The organism is Actinomycetes bacterium (genome assembly GCA_022396035.1).
In the GTDB taxonomy this organism is placed as follows: domain Bacteria; phylum Actinomycetota; class Humimicrobiia; order Humimicrobiales; family Humimicrobiaceae; genus Halolacustris.
Map to the genome: position 1 here is coordinate 44334 of JAIOXO010000005.1, position 18582 is coordinate 62915.

22 protein-coding genes and 1 riboswitch are annotated in these 18582 nt (G+C 41.3%); of the genes, 12 read left to right on the top strand and 10 right to left on the bottom strand.

Annotated elements, in window-relative coordinates; translation table 11 throughout:
* The first annotated feature begins 2 nt into the window (after positions 1–2).
* The 8 genes from nuoB to K9H14_02995 are packed head-to-tail and all read left to right on the top strand — an operon-like array spanning position 3 to position 6422.
* Positions 3–401: an NADH-quinone oxidoreductase subunit NuoB gene (gene nuoB / locus K9H14_02960; protein MCG9479150.1), complete on the top strand. Its 399-nt coding sequence runs from the start codon at positions 3–5 to the stop codon at positions 399–401.
* Positions 401–1909: a hypothetical protein gene (locus K9H14_02965; protein ID MCG9479151.1), complete on the top strand. Its 1509-nt coding sequence runs from the start codon at positions 401–403 to the stop codon at positions 1907–1909. The genes nuoB and K9H14_02965 overlap by 1 nt, the downstream gene beginning before the upstream one ends.
* Before the next feature lie 8 nt (positions 1910–1917).
* Positions 1918–2844, top strand: a complete 927-nt coding sequence (locus K9H14_02970) for an NADH-quinone oxidoreductase subunit H (GenBank protein MCG9479152.1) — start codon at positions 1918–1920, stop codon at positions 2842–2844.
* Positions 2845–3276 (top strand): 4Fe-4S dicluster domain-containing protein, encoded by a 432-nt coding sequence (locus tag K9H14_02975; protein MCG9479153.1) that lies wholly within the window; start codon positions 2845–2847, stop codon positions 3274–3276.
* A gap of 60 nt (positions 3277–3336) precedes the next feature.
* Positions 3337–3783 (top strand): hypothetical protein, encoded by a 447-nt coding sequence (locus tag K9H14_02980; protein MCG9479154.1) that lies wholly within the window; start codon positions 3337–3339, stop codon positions 3781–3783.
* A gap of 2 nt (positions 3784–3785) precedes the next feature.
* The gene (locus K9H14_02985; protein MCG9479155.1) at positions 3786–4124 is read left to right on the top strand and encodes a hypothetical protein; all 339 of its coding nucleotides are present in this window, start codon (positions 3786–3788) and stop codon (positions 4122–4124) included.
* Positions 4121–5632: a hypothetical protein gene (locus tag K9H14_02990; protein ID MCG9479156.1), complete on the top strand. Its 1512-nt coding sequence runs from the start codon at positions 4121–4123 to the stop codon at positions 5630–5632. The genes K9H14_02985 and K9H14_02990 overlap by 4 nt, the downstream gene beginning before the upstream one ends.
* A gap of 1 nt (position 5633) precedes the next feature.
* Positions 5634–6422 carry a DUF1287 domain-containing protein gene (locus K9H14_02995; GenBank protein ID MCG9479157.1) on the top strand — a complete coding sequence of 263 codons (789 nt, stop codon included), beginning with the start codon at positions 5634–5636 and terminating at the stop codon, positions 6420–6422.
* Here K9H14_02995 and K9H14_03000 read toward each other — a convergent pair.
* Complete coding sequence (locus tag K9H14_03000) at positions 6403–7308, bottom strand: hypothetical protein (protein ID MCG9479158.1); 906 nt, start codon at positions 7306–7308, stop codon at positions 6403–6405. The genes K9H14_02995 and K9H14_03000 overlap by 20 nt on opposite strands.
* A 3-nt stretch (positions 7309–7311) precedes the next feature.
* Positions 7312–7935, bottom strand: coding sequence for a metallophosphoesterase (locus tag K9H14_03005; protein MCG9479159.1), 624 nt, complete (start codon positions 7933–7935; stop codon positions 7312–7314).
* Positions 7936–8364: 429 nt separating this feature from the next.
* Here K9H14_03005 and K9H14_03010 point away from each other — a divergent pair, with 429 nt between their 5' ends.
* Complete coding sequence (locus K9H14_03010; protein MCG9479160.1) at positions 8365–9030, top strand: 3D domain-containing protein; 666 nt, start codon at positions 8365–8367, stop codon at positions 9028–9030.
* On the opposite strand, the gene K9H14_03015 is transcribed toward K9H14_03010, so the two are convergent.
* Positions 9027–9635: a hypothetical protein gene (locus tag K9H14_03015; protein ID MCG9479161.1), complete on the bottom strand. Its 609-nt coding sequence runs from the start codon at positions 9633–9635 to the stop codon at positions 9027–9029. The two genes, K9H14_03010 and K9H14_03015, sit on opposite strands and share 4 nt — an antisense overlap.
* A gap of 162 nt (positions 9636–9797) precedes the next feature.
* On the opposite strand from K9H14_03015, the gene K9H14_03020 reads away from it, so the two are divergent.
* The gene (locus K9H14_03020; GenBank protein ID MCG9479162.1) at positions 9798–10433 is read left to right on the top strand and encodes a corrinoid protein; all 636 of its coding nucleotides are present in this window, start codon (positions 9798–9800) and stop codon (positions 10431–10433) included.
* Positions 10434–10506: 73 nt separating this feature from the next.
* On the opposite strand, the gene ribE is transcribed toward K9H14_03020, so the two are convergent.
* Genes ribE through ribD form a run of 4 tightly spaced genes read right to left on the bottom strand, consistent with a single transcriptional unit; the run spans position 10507 to position 13978 of the window.
* On the bottom strand, positions 10507–10971 hold the full coding sequence (gene ribE / locus K9H14_03025) for a 6,7-dimethyl-8-ribityllumazine synthase (GenBank protein ID MCG9479163.1): 465 nt from the start codon (positions 10969–10971) through the stop codon (positions 10507–10509).
* 16 nt (positions 10972–10987) lie between these two features.
* Positions 10988–12208, bottom strand: coding sequence for a GTP cyclohydrolase II (gene ribA / locus K9H14_03030; GenBank protein MCG9479164.1), 1221 nt, complete (start codon positions 12206–12208; stop codon positions 10988–10990).
* Positions 12195–12842, bottom strand: coding sequence for a riboflavin synthase (locus K9H14_03035; protein ID MCG9479165.1), 648 nt, complete (start codon positions 12840–12842; stop codon positions 12195–12197). Before K9H14_03035 ends, ribA begins: the two co-directional genes overlap by 14 nt.
* Complete coding sequence (ribD, locus tag K9H14_03040; protein MCG9479166.1) at positions 12827–13978, bottom strand: bifunctional diaminohydroxyphosphoribosylaminopyrimidine deaminase/5-amino-6-(5-phosphoribosylamino)uracil reductase RibD; 1152 nt, start codon at positions 13976–13978, stop codon at positions 12827–12829. Before ribD ends, K9H14_03035 begins: the two co-directional genes overlap by 16 nt.
* 46 nt (positions 13979–14024) lie before the next feature.
* Positions 14025–14144: riboswitch (FMN riboswitch) on the bottom strand.
* A 143-nt stretch (positions 14145–14287) separates the two neighbouring features.
* Here ribD and K9H14_03045 point away from each other — a divergent pair.
* Together K9H14_03045 and rpe are read left to right on the top strand one after the other, a co-directional pair.
* Positions 14288–14578, top strand: a complete 291-nt coding sequence (locus tag K9H14_03045; protein ID MCG9479167.1) for a PTS sugar transporter subunit IIB — start codon at positions 14288–14290, stop codon at positions 14576–14578.
* A gap of 20 nt (positions 14579–14598) precedes the next feature.
* Positions 14599–15264 (top strand): ribulose-phosphate 3-epimerase, encoded by a 666-nt coding sequence (rpe, locus tag K9H14_03050; GenBank protein ID MCG9479168.1) that lies wholly within the window; start codon positions 14599–14601, stop codon positions 15262–15264.
* Between the two features lie 410 nt (positions 15265–15674).
* On the opposite strand, the gene K9H14_03055 is transcribed toward rpe, so the two are convergent.
* The 3 genes from K9H14_03055 to ptsP all read right to left on the bottom strand — a co-directional run bounded on the left by K9H14_03055 (position 15675) and on the right by ptsP (position 18581).
* Positions 15675–15947, bottom strand: a complete 273-nt coding sequence (locus K9H14_03055) for a plasmid stabilization protein (protein ID MCG9479169.1) — start codon at positions 15945–15947, stop codon at positions 15675–15677.
* On the bottom strand, positions 15940–16197 hold the full coding sequence (locus K9H14_03060) for a type II toxin-antitoxin system Phd/YefM family antitoxin (protein ID MCG9479170.1): 258 nt from the start codon (positions 16195–16197) through the stop codon (positions 15940–15942). The genes K9H14_03055 and K9H14_03060 overlap by 8 nt, the downstream gene beginning before the upstream one ends.
* 584 nt (positions 16198–16781) lie before the next feature.
* The gene (gene ptsP, locus K9H14_03065) at positions 16782–18581 is read right to left on the bottom strand and encodes a phosphoenolpyruvate--protein phosphotransferase (protein ID MCG9479171.1); all 1800 of its coding nucleotides are present in this window, start codon (positions 18579–18581) and stop codon (positions 16782–16784) included.
* Position 18582 lies beyond the last annotated feature (1 nt).

An 18582-nucleotide genomic window follows, 5' to 3' on the forward strand; every position in this document is an offset into this window, starting at 1 on the left:
TAATGAAAACAGCAGTAAAAAAAAACTTGAATATATTGGTAACCGGGTTTGGTTGCTGTAAACAGGAGATATATGCAACCAGAAGTCCCCTGTATGATTTGGAAAGATTCGGGGCTACTTTTGTATCCTGTCCCGAAGATGCGGATCTGCTGATTATACAGGGTTTCATGAACCCCCAGATGCAGGCCAGAATAATCAATTTCTATAACCGGATGGCCCATCCTAAATGGGTAGCTTTAGTGGGAACCTGTGCCCTGGAGGGCTGTACCTTGGGCGATAATGCAGATCAGATGAAACAGCTGAAAAAGGAAATTCCGGTGGACTTATACGTACCCGGCTGTCCGCCAAGGCCGGAAGCATTTATTTATGCAATATTAAGGTTAATGGACAGGCAAGATTAATGGTAAAAAAAATGTTTAGCAAAGGCTATGGTTCGCCCCATTATGTATATATAGACAGGCTGGAAAAAAAGCTGGTTCAACAACTGGGTGCAAAAATAGGCCGCATCCAGAAAATGGGTGGAAATATGCTGTGTGAAATTGGCGGCTCAGACCTTAAAAATCTTCTAAAAGAGCTGAAGGATAATCCGGAGTTTTCCATAAGCAGTTTCAGGGATATAAAACTTTTCTGGAAAAGGGGCAATCCCTATGCGCTGATTGTGCTGTATTCATATGAGAACAATTTTAATTTGCTTATCAGGGTTCCCCTCAGCGCTGAAGGTTACCGGAACCTTTATTTTGGCCTGGTACAGACTACTGCTGAATATTTTCCGGAAGCAGGATTTTTTAAAAGGCATAAACTATTGGAGCGGGAAGAGCTTGATTTTAGTCTGTATAGCCAGCCAGCCAGCGGCCTGGACAGCTTTGATATACATGGCCAGCTAAACCAGGGCAGGATAACCAGGGCAATTGTGGATGTGTCACTGGCCAACATATCTCAGCATGGACTGCTGAACAGGCAGGATTTACTGGGAAGGGTAGCTGTGATAAGCATGTTTGACTATGATGCAGGAATATTCCCGGAGATAGGATTATGTACGGGCATAGAAAAACTGCTTAATATCAGAGTGCCCAAAAGGGCCAAGGCTTTAAGGATGATAGTTAGTGAGCTGTCCCGCATAGCCAGCCATCTTGGCAGCATAAGCAATGTGCTGGAAGCTGTGGGATACGATATTCTCTACAGCCAGGTATCAATACAGAGAGAACATGTTTTAAAAATTATGGAAACAATAACCGGAGCCAGGCTTCTGCCAAATTTTGTCCGCATAGGGGGAGTAAAAAAAGATATTAATTATGAGAAGATAACTACCATAAAAAAGGTTTTGCCTGTCCTGCTGAAAAAGATAAGGGATATTGAAGCGAATATGATGGAAAATATTCTGGTTTTCAACAGGCTAAAAGGCAAGGGTGTCCTTACCAAAGAACAGGCTATTAGCTTTGGAATATCCGGTCCCAATCTAAGGGCTACCGGTGTCAGAAAAGATTTGAGAAAGGAAAAAGACTATCTGCTTTATGAGGGAATATCTTTTACTACACCCCTGGGCAGATACGGTGATTGCCTGGAAAGGGTAGCTGTAAGGTTTAAGGAAATTTATCAGTCACTGAAAATAATCCATTATTGCCTGGTAAATATTCCGGAAGAAGAAGCAAGAAAGGCCAAAAAGGTTGCAGACCAGGGCTTTCCTTCCAAGCCTTATTTCTCCAGTGTAGAGTGCCCCCACGGTATGTTTCATATATATATGGAGACCGGAAGCAGCGGTATAGAAGCCATGGCAGTTATGGGGCCTTCCATTAACAGCCTAATGGCTGCAGAAAAAATACTGGAGGGCTCATTACTGGAAGATGTGTCCCTGATTATGGCCAGCCTGGATATAAGCGGCGGCGAGATTGTAAGGAACAGGTGGGGTTAATTATGCTGATGATCTTAAAGAAAGTTTTATATGTATTTTTAACCCTGGGTATTAATCTGTATATTTGTTCCTACCTTATGTCTAAGGTCTCGGCCAGGGTAGAGTCAAGGAGGGGTTATGCAGCCAGCAGATTCGGCAGTATAACCTATCCATATTTTAAAACGATAAAATATCTTTCCAAGCAGAGCAGTATAAATTTATGGGATGCTCTATTGTTTTTGTTTTCTATTTTGCTGTGGGCGGTGATACCCATAAATGCCAGTATACTGATTCTGGATTTCAATTCAGGGTTTGTGGTTTCCATCCTGTTTTATCTGGCCGTTCTGGCCATGCATGTGCTGGCTGCCAGGTCCAGGTACAAGTGGATGCCTGATCACATATTCAGGGAAGCAGCCACCATAGCTTCATTGTTTTTGCCGGTCTTAATCAGTTTAATATCGGTAATAATGATAAATAATACCATGAATTTAAAGGAGCTGGTTAACCAGCAATATGATTACTGGAATATAGTATACCAGCCTCTGGGTTTTCTGGTGGTGTTCATAGTTGCTGTTCTGCAGGTAAAGGTATGGGGGCTGACCAGGAAAAATGTGACCCTATATGGCAGAAAAATTGAGAAGGAAGGCAATGGTTTGCCCCGGGCATTAAGCAGGTTTTCTAAATACATGCTGTTATTTTATATTATTGCATTAATGAGCATATTTTATTGGGGAGGCTGGCTGGACCTGTATTTTATTGATGGCAATCTGCTGCTGATTTTAAAATTTTATGTTATGTTTATGCTGGTAATACTTATAGAAAAGGCAATACCGGAAATTGATAGCTATAAGTATATAGTAGACATAAACTGGAAGTTTTTAGTACCGGTTTCTGTTTTTAATTTTTTATTAACCCTGATTTTCCTGATAGTAAGAAAGGTATATGGACTAATTTAGATGATAAGGATAATAAGAAATTTTTTAAAAAATTTAGGGAATTCGCTTACCAGGCCGGTGACGGTTAATTATCCTAAAGAGAAGATAATTATACCGGAAGGCAGCAAGGGCATGTTGCACTTGAAGCTTGACCCGGATAACCTGGAAATTATCTGTGATACCTGTGAAAAATGTGTGGAAGCCTGTCCCCAAAACTGCATCAGCCTGAAAAAAAGCAGTGACCAGAAAGGACAAGTAGTGCTGGAAGAATTCTACCTGGATGCGGGTAAATGTATTTTTTGCGGCAACTGTGTAGAGGTATGCGGCAAGAAAGGCCTGGAGATGTCCTACAGGTATCAGCTGACAGAATACGAAAGAGAAGGGCTGGTTTTTGAGAAGCTGGACCTGGTAAAGCAGGCAGATTTTGTCATTAGAGATTTTTGGTCAAAATAGGAAATGATTCAGACAGTAATTAACAATTTACAACTTGCATTTATAATAATTATAACGCTTATGTCTGTACTGTCTGTATTTTTAAAAAAAGACCGGGCCAGGCTGGTGCTCTATTTCTTTATAATGCTGGCCTTATGCATTTTTGCCCTTCTTCTTTATTCAGGGGTATTTGTGCTTATTCTGGGTACTTATTTCCTGGTTCTATACATACCGGTATATTATTTTTATCATCATGACCAGGTGCCAGGGGCTAAAGGTGGCCATATAAGGCGGTGGGAGCTGGCAGGGGCAATAATAGCAGTAGCGGCGTTGGGATTTTGGTTTTATCGAAGTTCCGTACCAACGGTGGCTGGATTGGAAAGGGTGGAGACCATAACCATACTTAATTATCTGGATGTAGCTATCGAGTATTTTCAAAATTACTATTTGCTAATAGTTTTGCTGATGGGGGCAATCTTTGTATCCCTGGTATGGTTTATATTAATTATTGATAAACGGAGGCAATAGTTTTGCAGTTAAACATAGTGGTATATATAAGTTTCTTTCTATTCCTGCTGGGCCTGTTTGACCTTATATACTTTAAGGGTTTGGTCAGGGTAGCCTGGGGGCTGCAGCTGATTATTTTCTCCATCCTTATAAATTTTTTAAGTTTTTCATTTTTCTTATACCAGGGGTCTCTCTGGGATAAAACTATGATGATAATGGCTTTGATCCCGGTTTATATGCTTTTGTTTATGCTATTTTTTTATGCCTATTCCATACTTGAAGGAGAAAGGGCAGACTTGATGATACAGCTTAATTTTTTCGAGTGGGATAAAAGCATCTGGTGGGGGGAGGATAACCGGTGATGGCTTTTTTGGAATACCTCAGGGCCAATCTTAATTTTATTTATGCAGTAATAGCTATAGGTATAGCCATAGTGGTAAATACTTTTTTTGGCCTTTCTAAAAAACAGGAAATAAAGAAACTATCCCTGGCAGTTGCCTTGATGGGCATGGGAGCCTCAATCTTTTTTACTATTTACAGTTTTATTACCCGGGGAGTATCTACCAGTATGGTGTTATCTTTTGGTTCCATACATCTGGCTGAAATGCTGCTGATTTTGTTCATAGCATTAAACCTGCTGGTATTCCTGTCACTGGGCCAGTATAATCAGGACGACTTTACCAAGATAATTATAATATTTTTATTCGGCCTGGCTTCCCTGCTGGTTTTGGTGCTGTCCAGGAATTTTTTGGCCATTCTGGTGGCTTGGTCTTTGTTTGTGCTTTCTAATTTCCTTCTGATTACCGGTGGCTCGGGAGAGAAAGAAAGTACCTACATTTTAAAATTTTTCCTGAACTCTGTATTTGCATTGTTGTTGATGCTTATCGGATTTTCTTTCCTGTATTCAGTAACCGATTTTAAGAACCTGCAGCAGGTACTGGAATCAGGATCTCCGGATAATCCCTTTTATGGTATAAGCTTTTTATTCATTATGTTTTCTGTTTTTATTTTTATGTGCGCCTATCCCCTGCATGGAAATTACCTGAAACTGGTAAAGCGTACCAACAGCATGGTAACCTCGGTTATCTGGCTTTTTTATCTGCCTGCCGGCTTTATAATACTGCTAAAATTCAGGGAGGTAGCCTATTATTTTCTAACCGAATACAACGTGCTGCCCCCGGTGTTACTGGCTATAGCTGCCATATGTATACTGGGTCCGGCCATAGGAGCCTTTTCTACCAGAAGTCTTAAGAGGATTCTGGGTTTTAACTATCTTACCTTTATAGGCCTTGCCCTGCTGGGGTTTTCATTGTTTTCTGCAGGGATGGTTGAAGGCAGCAGGCTGGAATGGATGATTCTGGCCAATATTTTAAACATGGTAATCTGCATAATTCCGGTCTGGGTTATTTTTTCCAGGCTGCCGGATTCAGTAGACAGCCTTAAGGGGTTTATGAGGGGTTATACTTATCTGGGTATAAACATGTTTATAGTAATGCTAAGCTGGCTGGGTATGGCAGGTACGCCCGGGTACATGTTAAGGCACTTCATGCTGGCGCCACTAGCCCAATACATCAGAGAGGGCAATACGGGCCTGTTATCTGGTTTAGATATAGCAACCCTGGCCGTAGTTTGTGTTGCTTTTTTGCTTATTGCGGCAAACATGGTCAGGCTATGGGTGTTTATGTTTTCCGGCAGCAAAGACAAGGCAGGGCCCAATGTATATTACCACCGCGCCTACCATGTTTATGTAACCCTGTTTACCCTGCTGGTTCTGGCCCTGGGCATATGGGGCCTGCTGGAGTTAACAGGGGTAATTTCTGCCTCAGGCATCAGTGTGATTAATCCCGGTTTTTTAAGACCACCTTCGTAATATGGATGCAGAACAGCAACAGAAGAGATTTAATATAAAACACCTGTTACTGGTTATTCTGGTATTAATTATTGGCTTGGGTGTGGTATTAAGCATAAGGCAGCTGCCCTTTGACCGGGAGTATGAACCCCCTACAGCCCTGGTAAATATGCTGCCCCGCTATAGAGTAATAGACATGGATGACATTGGTATTGAAACCGATGCTGACAGGGATGGCATAAATGACCAGAAAGATATAATGCTGGGAGCCAAAAAACAGCTGGAAGTAAAAGCAAAAAATATATTGCTCATGCCTGATGAGCCCAATTATTATCAGGGAGGGGATCCACCTGGGGACCTGGCGCTGGCCACCGATATTGTGGACAGGGCTTTCAGGGAAGCTGGCTATGGTTTAAGGGAGCTGGTAAATGAGGATATCAACCAGAACTTTGACCAGTATCCGCTGCGGGCTATCTGGAATCAGAAATACAGCGATCCGGATATTGATTATCGGCGGATCCAGAATCTGGAGGTCTTTTTCAGGCGCAACGCAGAACCGTTAACCGCAATTTTTAATCCCGCCGAAAAAGACAACCTGCAGCAGTGGCTTCCCGGAGATGTGGTATTCTTTGATATGGACAGGGACGGGTACACAGACAATGTTGGAATTGTCTCTGACAGCACCACCAGAAGCGGTGCTACCAAGGTTATATATAATTACATTGAGCCGGGATATACGGTGGAAAAAGACATATTGGGAAAAGAGAAAATTACCGGTCACTTCCGTTATCCTAAACCGGATGCTTTTTAAATAACCTGAGACAGCCAGCTTTTATCTTGGACCAGATATTTCCACTGTATCTTTGGCTGAAATCATCCATGGCCTGGGAGAGATTTATCTGTTTGCCGTATTTATCCTGGATGTTTTGCTGATGTTCATATAACCAGACCAGAAGATCAGATTTGGTCCTGTGGGTAAAAATATCCACAATGTGGGATTTTTCTATTTTTTTAATAGCTGGGTCATAAACCCGGTCATACCATATTGCTGCTGCCTGCTTAAAATTAAGCTTCTTTTCCCCGTTCTGGTTCAGGTCATACATATACTGGTTTATCTGATTTAGCAATACATCATATTTGCCGGGTATAGTCAGCCTTATCTTTATCCGGGGGCGTGATTCAGACAGCCCGGTCAACTCCAGAAAGTTTTCTCTTTCGGTAAGTATAAACATGTCTTTGGGGTCCATCTGCCTGGTCACCGGAAACCTGGTTAAAAACTCTGTTATCTCTGCATCTATATAGTTTACTCCCATTTTTCTGGCCACACTTACCCGGTGGTTGCCGTCCACTACAAAGTACATCTCCCCTACTTTATAAAGTTTTACCAGAGGAAGATCTTCAAACCTGGAGTAAGCCTTATATATTTTACTCCATCTGTATTCCAGGTGTCCCTTTTTGGGTAAAAAATGGCGGTCAAAATCCCGGTAGCGGTCAACACTGCCCACAATAGAGTCTGTAGGCACCGGTTTTATTCCCAAGTACCTCTGGTTTTTAAGGTTCAGCCTCTTGCTGATCTTATCAAAAGAAAGAAGGCGGTTTTCTTTTCTGGTGACCACAGACCTCAGGTCGCCAAGCAAAGATTTGAACCTGGCCTGATCAAAGGCATCATTTGGATTATTATCAAATAACATAAGCACAACCTATACCTCTACCACCCTGAAACCATAGGCGTTTATTACTTTGGTGGAATTTACTTCAGTCAGCCAGTTGTCATCAATGCCGTATAGATGTACATGGCCATGCACCAGATATCCGGGCTTAAATTTTCTTATAAAATGATTGAAGCACTTAAAGCCCCGGTGGCATAAATCGGAGCCGTCATGAAACCCATAGGGCGGAGCATGGGTTACCAGAAGGTCCAGATATCTTTTTTTAAATAATTTATTTAGATACATCCTCGGTTTGAGCCGTAAAATCTTAAGGCACATTTCAAAATCTGTATACTGGTAATCTCCCCTGCTGTAACGGTAGGATCCTTCCAGCCCGCCAATCAACAGCCCCTTATAGTTTATTACCCTGTTATCCAGATTGATGCAGCCCTGGGGTATATTCTTTTTCAGTCCGCCCTCCTTAAATATTTTTTTCTTATGGTGGTTTCCAAAAACATAGTACAGGGGTTTATTGAGCATGGTTACTATATATTCCAGGTAGGAGGTGGGTAAATCCCCACAGGAAATTATCAGGTCTATATCTGCCATCTTTTTGCTTATGGCCGGGCTGTATAAAAAATCTACTACCTTATCGCTTAGAAATAAAATTTTCATGACAATTTTTAATGATAATTTTTTTATCCTGTATTTGCAATGTTTGCCTTTTGGCCCCTATTTCTGTAAAAATAGTAATAAGTATATTAAAATATGCTCTAAATTATGGAAAAAAGAAGCAATCTTAAGATTAAGATGGTAACCATATCCATTATGGCTGCGGTTCTGATAGGAGCAGTTCAGTTGGGGCTGCCTTCACCCCTTGAAGCCATAACCCTGCAGGAACTGGGGGAAAGGGTATCCAGATTAAGTACAGAAGAGGAGCAGCTGGTAGAAGCTATAGTAGCCTCCGAAACCCAGGTTCAAATTAACCAGGAACGACTGCAGTCATTAAACCAGGATCTTGAAAATTATGAAAAACAGCTGGAGGATTTGTATGTTAAAAGAAAACAGCTCAAGGAAAGTTTAAAACAGAGACAGCAGCTCTTAATGGAGAGGATGGTATATACCTATAAATACGGTAACGATGAAATTACAAAGTTTGTCTTATCGGCAAAAAATTTAAATGAAGTGGTAAATAACCTTTACCTGTTTAAAAATATAATGGAAAGGGACGCGGAGCTTATAGAGGAATACCGGTATGAAAGAGAAGAATTTGACCGGGTCTCCAGAAAATCTGAGGAAAAGAAGGTAGAGGTAGAGCAAACCAGGGAAAGGGTTTTGGCTGAACAGCAGAAACTCCAGCAGAGTATTGCTTACAACCAGGCTCTCCTGGATCAGGTAAAAAATGAAAGATCGGAAGTGGCAACCCTGCTGTCCGAGATCAAAAAAAGAATCGCCCAGGTGCAACCCCCCGGCCTGACCCTGGTAGGTGAATGGGACATGGTTGCTACTGCTTACTATTCGGGAGGCGGAGGACTTAATGGAAACGGAATTACTGCTATAGGCTTAAGGGTGAGAAAGGGAATTGTGGCTGTGGATCCTAAAACAATACCGCTGGGTACCCGGCTGTATATTCCGGGATATGGAGAAGCCCTGGCAGCAGATACCGGAGGCTGGATAAAGGGCAACCGAATTGATCTAGGTTTTGAGTCACTGGAAGAATGCTATCGTTATGGCCGTCGTAAAATAAAAGTGTATCTGGTGGATGATTAAACCATCTTGAGTACTTTGGAAAGTGAACGGAAATCCTCGGTATATCTCTCTTCACTTACTCTCTTTTTAACCATCACATCATGAGGGCTGTAGAAAGGAACCAGCTTGAAAGAAGGATTCTCAAATACCCGCATGTGAATATCATGGATATCCTGGTATTCCTTCTCCACCGAGAAGAAATGTTTCAGTATTATATTGGAAGTCTTGAGTCCCAGGGAAACTATAATATGAGGGGTGGTTATGGAAATCTCTTCATTAAAATAGTGGATACAGTTCTGTATGTATTCCGGCTTCATATTCAGGCCGTCCCCTTCTCTGGGTACACATTTTACCAGATAGGTAAGGTAGGTATCCTCATCCAGAGAAAGTCCCACTTCATCTATGATTTTCCTTATGAATTCACCGGAGCTGTCCCCGCTGTAGGGTTTTCCTGATTTTTCCGCCCCCTTGGGTGTGGGGTAATTGCCGATAATTATTATCTTGGCGCTGGGTGCTCCTATACCTGATACCGGTTGTTTTCTGGTTTTTACAAGCTCACTGCATTTCTTACAATTCTTAACTGACTTCTCTAAATTGTTTAAACTTTCTTTTGAGCTTATTGGCATATAAATATATTAATTCTTTTAAGTGCTTATTATACTACTTACTAATTAAATCCAAGTCAAGACAGATAAGCACATTAATTTTTATTTTATCATATTTTTGCTATTATATATTAAAATTCCATGCTTTGTATGGAAAAATACAACCAAAAAAGGAGTACAGATATGGCAAAATATCAAGACCTAGCTGATGCTATCATTGCAGGCGATAATGTAAAAAGCAAGGAGATTACCCAGAAGCTTGTAGATGATAATGTGGAGGCAACCGATATCCTGAATGAAGGGCTGGTCCCGGGCATGAATGTAGTGGGCAAGAAGTTCAAGGCAAATGAAATGTACATACCTGAAGTACTGATAGCAGCCAGGGCTATGCATGCAGCCATGGACATTATAAAGCCCCTCTTAACTGAATCCGGAGCTCCCTCCAAGGGCTCGGTACTTATAGGAACCGTACAGGGAGACCTGCACGATATAGGCAAGAACCTGGTGGGAATGATGCTGGAAGGCGGAGGCTTTGAGGTAGTGGATGCAGGCGTGGATGTAGCCCCCGAGAAATTTGTAGAGGAAGTAAAGAAAAACGGAATCAAGGTAGTTGGCCTGTCAGCTCTTTTAACTACCACCATGCCGGTAATGAAAGATATAATTGAAGCGCTCTCAGCAGACAGCGACACCAAAGAGGTCAAGGTTATGGTAGGCGGAGCTCCCCTTACCCAGGAATATGCAGATTCCATTGGTGCAGCCGGATATGCTCCCGATGCTTCCAGTGCAGTAGACCTGGCCGAACAGCTGTTAGCTGGTTAAAGTAACTTATTGATAATAGGGATATTAAGTTAGAAGTGCCTAATAGGAGTTAGACACTTCTAACTTTTTTAGGTTATTTTAATTTTGTAAACAGATTAGCCATTTCAATGGCGCTGAGCGCTGCTTCCCAGCCCTTGTTCCCCATCCTGGTACCTGCTCTTTCAATGGCCTGTTCCAGGGTATCAGGGGTTATTACCCCAAAGGCAATGGGCAGGTCAAAATCAAGGCTGATTTTGGCAATGCCCTTAATAGTCTCATTGGCAATATACTGGTTGTGGGAGGTTCCTCCCTTTATTATTGCACCCAGGCATATGACTGCATTATATTTGCCGGAGGCGGCAATCATCTTGGTAGCAGAAGGCATCTCAAAAGCACCGGGTACCCACACCACATCGATATTGCCATCAGAACAGTTATGCCGGTTAAGGCAGTCTATGGCTCCATCCAGGAGCTTGGAGGTGATAAATTCATTAAAACGACTGGCCACAATAGCCACTTTTAGCTTGCCTGCGTCCAGGTTTCCTTCTATCTTTTTCATATCTAACAACCTTTCTCTAGTCTAATAAATGATTTAATTTAGCTCTTTTGGTATCAAGATAACGCTTATTATTCTTATTGGGGGGTATCTTGAGGGATACCCTCCTGGTTATTTTCAGGCCATAGCCCTCAAGCCCCACTACTTTTCTGGGGTTATTGGTCATAAGATGCAAAGTACTTAATCCCAGGTCCGAGAGTATCTGGGCTCCCAGGCCGTAATCCCTGAGATCGGCATCAAAACCCAGCTCGAGGTTTGCTTCCACTGTATCCAGGCCTTTATCCTGAAGTTCATAGGCCTTCATCTTGTTACACAGCCCTATGCCCCTTCCTTCCTGGGCCATATATAGAAGCACCCCTTCGCCTTTCTGGTTAATCATTTTAAAGGCGCTGTCCAGCTGCTGGCCGCAATCACAGCGTTTGGAACCAAAAGTATCTCCGGTAAGACACTGGGAATGTACCCGGACTAAAACATTTTCCTTGCCCCTTACCTGGCCTTTAACCAGGGCTATGTGGGTTTCGTTGTCCAGTGTGGACCGGTAGGTTAAAGCCTTGAAATCCCCCCACTTGGTGGGAAGTATAATTTCAGAAACCTTTTCTACCAGTTTTTCCTTTCTTTTCCTGTATCTTATGAGTTCTTCAATAGTAATAAGTTTTAGGTTAAATTTACGGGCAATTGACAGCAGGTCCGGAAGCAGCGCTACCTCCCCTTCCTCATTGATAACTTCACATATTACCCCCGCCGGATAGAGCCCGCTTAGCGTGGCCAGATCAACTGCTGATTCGGTATGTCCCGCCCTGGTGAGCACTCCCCCCGTCTGTGACTTAAGGGGAAAAATATGGCCCGGCATCAAAAAGTCGCCGGCCCTGGTTTCAGGGTTAACAAATGCCTTTATGGTAGCTGCCCGGTCTTTGGCTGAAACCCCTGTACCCTGCCTGGTTCTCAGATCTATGGACAGGGCAAAAGCACCAATATTTGTGGCCTGGCTGCTTTCGCTTACCATCATGGGTATTTTTAGCTGGTCCAGCCTCTCCTTCTGGCAGGCCAGGCAGATAAGGCTTTTGCCATGAGTCATCATAAAATTTATAGACCTGACATCAACTGCTTCCGCTGCTTGAAAGAAGACTCCCTCATTTTTTTCAGACCTGTCATCTACAATAATCATTAACTTGCCCTGCTTTATATCGGGTATAGCCTGTTCGATTTTTGAAAAATATTTTTCCTTATTAAATGAATCCATGTTTTTTTAGTTTCTCCTTTAGTAATTTATCAGCATCTTCCGGGTTCTGGCTGCCTATAAAATTTGCTATATATCTGGCGATTATATCTACCTCAATATTTACTTCGCCGGAAGCCTGCCTGGTATAAAGATTGGTGCTGGAGTAGGTGTGCGGTATAACTGCTGCGGCAAACCAGTTCTCTTTTTTTTCTGAAACGGTAAGGCTTATTCCGTCTATGGCCACCGAACCCCTTACTGCAATAAAAGGGCTCAGTTTGGGATGCAGCTTAATTTTAATCCTGTAGGCCTGCTCCCTCTTTTCTATGGACAGTATTTTGGTCACCGAGTCTATATGTCCGGTTACCATATGGCCTCCTATCCTGCTGTCTGCACGAAGGGCTGGTTCCAGGTTTACAATCCGCCCCTGCTGTACCCGGGCAAAAGTGGTATGCTCCATAGTCTGGTAAGATATATAGGCCTCAAAGCCTTCCTTCCCCTTTTTTTCTACCGTAAGACAGCAGCCGTCAACAGCTACCGAATCACCGATAGACAAACTACCGGCCAGTGTGGGGTACTTAACTCCAATCCTTATGCCCTCCGGCTGGCGGTTGACTTCACTTATAGTTCCTGTCTGAGTAATTATTCCTGTAAACATTTCTTCCTGGGGTATGCGGTTATTAAAAGGTCTTCTCCAATTTTTTTTATGCGCTTGAATTCCAGTTTATAGGACTGGCATACTTTTTCCAGACCCAGATCTGAAAACATACTGTACCGGTTTTGGCCCAGAATAATGGGAGCAACAAAAACAAAAAACTTGTCAATCTGGCCTTCTTTTAAAAAAGCGGTACCGATACCTGGTCCGGCTTCTATCAGGATAGAAGTTATGCCGTGTTTAGAGTAAAGAGTGCCAAGAACATCTTTTAGGTTAAACCGTTTACTTCCGGGCTCCATCATGGTTATGGTTAAGCCTTGGCGGCGCAGGCAGTCTGCTTTTTCTTTATCCCCGGAGGCAGTTACTATAATGGTTTCTACCTGTTGGGCAGTTTGAGCCAGGTTGGATTCGGGCCTGATCCTTAAATCCGGATCCAAAACCACGCGGGAAAAATTCTTAACCATATGCTTTGCCGCAACCGGGCTGTCCAGCGACTCTCGGGGAAAAAGAAAAGGATTGTCGGCTTCTACTGTACCTATGCCGGTAAGCACGCAGCCGGTTTCTTTTCTGAGCCTCTGTACCATCAGTCGGCTGGGCTGCGAGGTAATCCATTTTGAATCCCCGGAACTGGCAGCAAGTTTTCCATCCAGGCTAACTGCAGCCTTGAGGGTAACCAGGGGCATTCCGGTTCTCATGTTTTTAAAGAACTCTTCATTCTGTACGGCTGCCCTGTCTTTAAATAAACCAGACCTGACCTTTATTCCTGCTGCTTTTAGCTTTTTTATTCCCTGCCCGTAAACTTTGGGATTGGGATCCAGGGAAGCCACTATTACTTCCGAAAAGCCCTGTTTTATGATTTCATCTGCACAGGGAGGGGTTCTGCCGTATATGGTGCAGGGCTCAAGGGTTACGTACATCCTGGCTCCTCTTAAAGACATTTTAGCACTGGATATGGCTTCAATTTCTGCATGCGGTCCTCCGGCCTTTTGGTGGTAACCGGTGGCTGCCCGCTTCCCCTCTTTTACTATAACTGTACCCACCATAGGGTTGGGCCGGGTCTTTCCCCGGCCTTTTTCAGCCAGTTTTAAGGCCATATTCATAAATTTTTTATCTTCGTCGGTAAAATTATTGTTTTCCATAATTAAAAAAAGCCACAGAGAAAATCTGTGGCTTAAAAAATAAGTCATAAACTTTCTCCCATCCAGACTTTAACTGTCGGTCTTAGAATTTCACTAAGTCAGCCTTTTTAAAAGGTTTGCAGACTATACTGCCGGTAAGGAATTTCACCTGTCCTTGAAAATTTACTATGAATTTTTCAATAATGCTCAAATACGTGAAGAAATTATACCAAAAAAATATGTTTTTACAAATTTTATAAATATTACTTTTGAATTTTACCCACAATCTATTAAAATATAGTCAGTAATAAAAGAATCGGAGAACAGGTATTGTCATATAAGCTGAAAAAGATATTGGTATCATGTGGAACAGGAGTAGTAGCCAGCTCATTTATTGCTCAGGAAATCAGAAGCATACTTAATGAAACCAGACTGGATGCCGAGATTATGGAGTGTAAGGCTGCAGATATTGAAAATTTATACCAGGATGTAGACATAATCGTATCCACTACTCAATTACCGCCTAAAATTTCCCGGCCTCAGATAAGCGGGATTCCGTTCATAACTGGAAACCAGATAGGCGAAGCCAAGCAAAAACTTATAGATCTATTAAGGGATTAAAATTGGATTTAAAAGGTAAAGTGAAGACTTCCTTTTCCATATTGAACTGTGATTTTTATAATCTGTCGGAGCAGCTTATACAGGCAGAACAGGCGAAGGTAGATATGCTGCATCTGGACATAATGGACGGCCATTTTGTACCCAACCTCTCCATTGGCCCCCAGGTGGTAAGCAGTCTTCGAAAGAGGTTTGATCTTTTTTTTGATGTTCATCTGATGGTAGACAATCCAGACAGCCTGGTGGATTCATTTATTGACAGCGGAGCGGATCTGATTACCGTGCATGCCGAGGTATCCCCTCACTTACAGCGCACTCTTTCTTATATAAAGGATTGTGGCAAAAAGGCAGGAGTGGCCCTGAATCCCTCTACCCCCCTATGCTGCCTGGAAAATGTAATGGGTCAGCTGGATTTGATTATGATTATGACTGTAAATCCTGGGTTCGGAGGACAGGAATTTATTCCCGGGATGGTGGACAAGATAAGCAGAACTGCAGAACTGATAAAAGATTACCGTACAAAATATGATAAGAAAAAACTTATAGAAATCGAGGTGGACGGGGGCATTGACTTAAAAACGGCAGCCAGAGTAGTTTCTGCAGGGGCAACTGTTCTGGTAATGGGTACTGCCTTGTGCAATTCCGGTGATATAGCAGGTTATCTAAACCAGGTAAGAGAAACACTGTAGAATCTCTAACAGAGAGACCTCCTATAATATTGGTGTCTTCGTTTATAATAATTGTCCACTATAATTGGTGAAATGATTATTATGTTTAATGTTTCATCAAAATTAAAAAGTGTGTATGTATCTTTTTTTTAACTCAACATTAAGACTGTTGAGAATCAAATGGTCATAATAGCAGGTTATGACTGGGTTAAAGTTAAAGAAGTTTGCCTATTGTTATCTACTTAGTTTGCTCCAGATGAGAGAGCTAATAAGGTTAAATATCTAGAGTTAGTATTTTAAAATCAGCCAGATATATTATAAGATGATATTTGGTGGCCCTATGATGAAATTGGAAGACATGATAGATTGGCAGTCTATTGGGGAACTTATCCGCGTGTCGATTCGAATCTGGCTAGGGGAACCAGTAAATTTTAATATACATCATCATGTTTTCCAATATCAATCGGGATTATCGTGTTTTCTTCAATAATGAAATCAATGCATATCCTATATGAGATATTAATTGAAACTGAATATAAATCTGATAATTTACCTTTTAATTTATGCAAGCGAAGTGATGGGTGAAATACATTTATTTCGATTAACTTTAAAGTCTTTTCGTATTGAGAAATAATTTCAGGGTGGTATTTTAAAAACTTTTTGGCTCTCTTAATATATGTTTCAGTATATATTATTTTATTCACCGGTTATTCTTCTAATGTGTTCCTCAACAGATTCTTCAATAAATTTGCCATTTTCCATATCTTTTCTTGATTCGATAAGGGCAATTTCAAGTTCGCATTCTCTCAAGCTATTATATGCTGCAATAGGTAAAACGACATATTTACTCTTTCCTCTTACAGTAATAATAACTTCGTTGTCACTTGAGGTCGCATCTCTTAATGCTGTAGCACCTCTTTGTTTTAATTCGTTTGCTGTTAATATTTTTACCATAATATTACTCCTTTTAGTACTTTAAATAATACTAAATAATATACTTTTGTCAATTACTGCAAAAAATTTATTTTCAACTTTAATAATTCATTAAGAAATTGATTCGAGATTTCATCTGTTGGGGAAGCCATTAATCCTAAATATACATGTCGCCAATCTTCTTAAATGTTCATAAGATGTGAACTAATAGTTTATAACCCATGAACATTACTTAATAAAGACTAAAATAAATGCATAAAATTTTTTTAACTCCTGAAAGATTAAAAATTATAAAATATGTAATCTTTAAAGAAGGTCCATTAAGCGCAAACGCGGTGGCAGGTGATCTAAACTTAAGCAAAGGGTTGGTTTCTAAATACTTAGAATTGTTGCTACAAAAGAAAATTACTAATAGGTCAAAGGGAAAATACTTTGTACCTATTAGCTTATTATGTCCCTTAAATTAATCAGCAATCTCGTCAGTGGTCAGGACAATTTTTTAAAAATTCTTAATATATAATTTCATACTTCATAATACCTTTAATATTAAGTTTTAATTCTGACCTATTATTTACCACACATTAAGGCTTAATTTATCCTTCTGGTTACAAAGTTTCACACTTACTTTTTTTCTTGATGTCCTTAAAAAGCTCTTCTATCTGATCTTTAGTGTCCAGCTTCAGTGCTTTTCTGGCCAATCTATTTGCCGCTTTTGGTTCGCTAGATTCAAGTATTTTCTTAACCCGGTAGTAGTTTCGCAACCCCACACTGAAACTGCTTATACCCAGGCCTACCAGCAGAGGTATAAAATAGGGATGGGAAGCCACTTCCCCACATATGGCAACCTGTTTCTTATGTTTTTGCGCCCTGCTTATGATGTAATGCAACATTTCCAGGGTAGGCCGGTAAAGAAAATTCTCTTCATCTGAAGGCATATTATTAAACCTGCTGGTAGCAAAACTTAATGAAAACAGGTCGTTGGTGCCGATGCTAATGCTGCTGGTATGAGATAAAATATAGTCCAGGGAAAATATGGCTCCTGGAGTTTCAATCATGGCTATTACCGGGATATCCTTTTTAAACTCTATCCCCTCGCGGGATAAATTTTCCTGAACCTGGCCCAGCATGGTTTTGAAGTTTAATATATCTTCCGGTTTGGAAACCATGGGCAGGGATATAGTTAAATTTCCATAGGCACTGGCCATAAGCATGGCTTTCAGCTGTATCTTCAATATTTTATCTATTCTGGGTTTTATCTCCTCCCTCTTAAAGGATTGTTTATATAGAAGATTTATCAATGCCTGTTTATCCCCGCTTAAATCCAGCATCCTTAGGGTAACCGGCAATTTCTGGTATGCAGTAAGGATCCTTTTGTAGTTCTGGTATTGTTTATCCAGGGTCAAGCCCATATCCCCATTTAGTATGGAAAGTTCTGTCCTGAATAATCCTATGCCCTCTACCCCCATTTCAATGGCCTCCATAGCTTCATTAGTAGAATTAATATTGGCCATTACCTGACATCTGGTACATAACTTTTCTACTGATTTAGCTGATGTATTTATAACCGGAGAGCAATAATCCTGATATTTTTTCAGGGTAGACAGGTCAGGGTCTATAACCAGTATTCCCAGTTGGCCGTCCAGTATGGCGGTCTGGTTGTTTTTAATGCTGCTTAAATCCTGGTCGGCATCAATAAGGTAGGGAATCTTGATAGACTTAATAAGTATGGAAGTATGTGACTCCATACTTCCTTTCTGGCTCACGATTCCCTTAACCCGGTTAAAATCCATATCAGCAATATCTGTGGGAAAAAGATTCCTGGTGACCATAATCAAAGAGTGCTCACCGGAGCTTTTTTCAGGTATGGTATCCGGCAGACCGGAAGGCTTAAGGTAGGCCACCAGGCGGTTATAGAGGTCTATAAGATCATAAATCCTGTTCTTGAACTTTTCATTCCTATTTTTTTTAAGTAACTCAATTCTTTCATTAAACACGATGGATGCCGCCAGGTAGGCGGACACCCGGTAATTTTTAATAATCCTGATTATGTTATCAAATATATTGGTATCCTTTAGGGCCAGTATCTGGAAATCAATGATTTCAGAAAATTTTTCACTTATGGTCTTTTTAAGTTTTTCTTTGGCCTCTATAAGGTTTTCCCCGGAAGATTTAATTGCCTGCTCAAATTTTTTAATTTCTGCAGATATGTCCTGTTCGGTTAGCTTTTTTTGATCAAGGTCCTTTTTTAAGGCTTCCATGGTGCCTACATCATCTATGTCCAGGTCATAAAACTCTTTGGACAGGGTCTGAAGCAGGGTTTTCTCTGTTTTAATTCCCGGTTCTGCAACCAGGGTTTTACCGATTATGCATCCCTTGCAAACAGTTATCCCTTTTATAACTTCCATG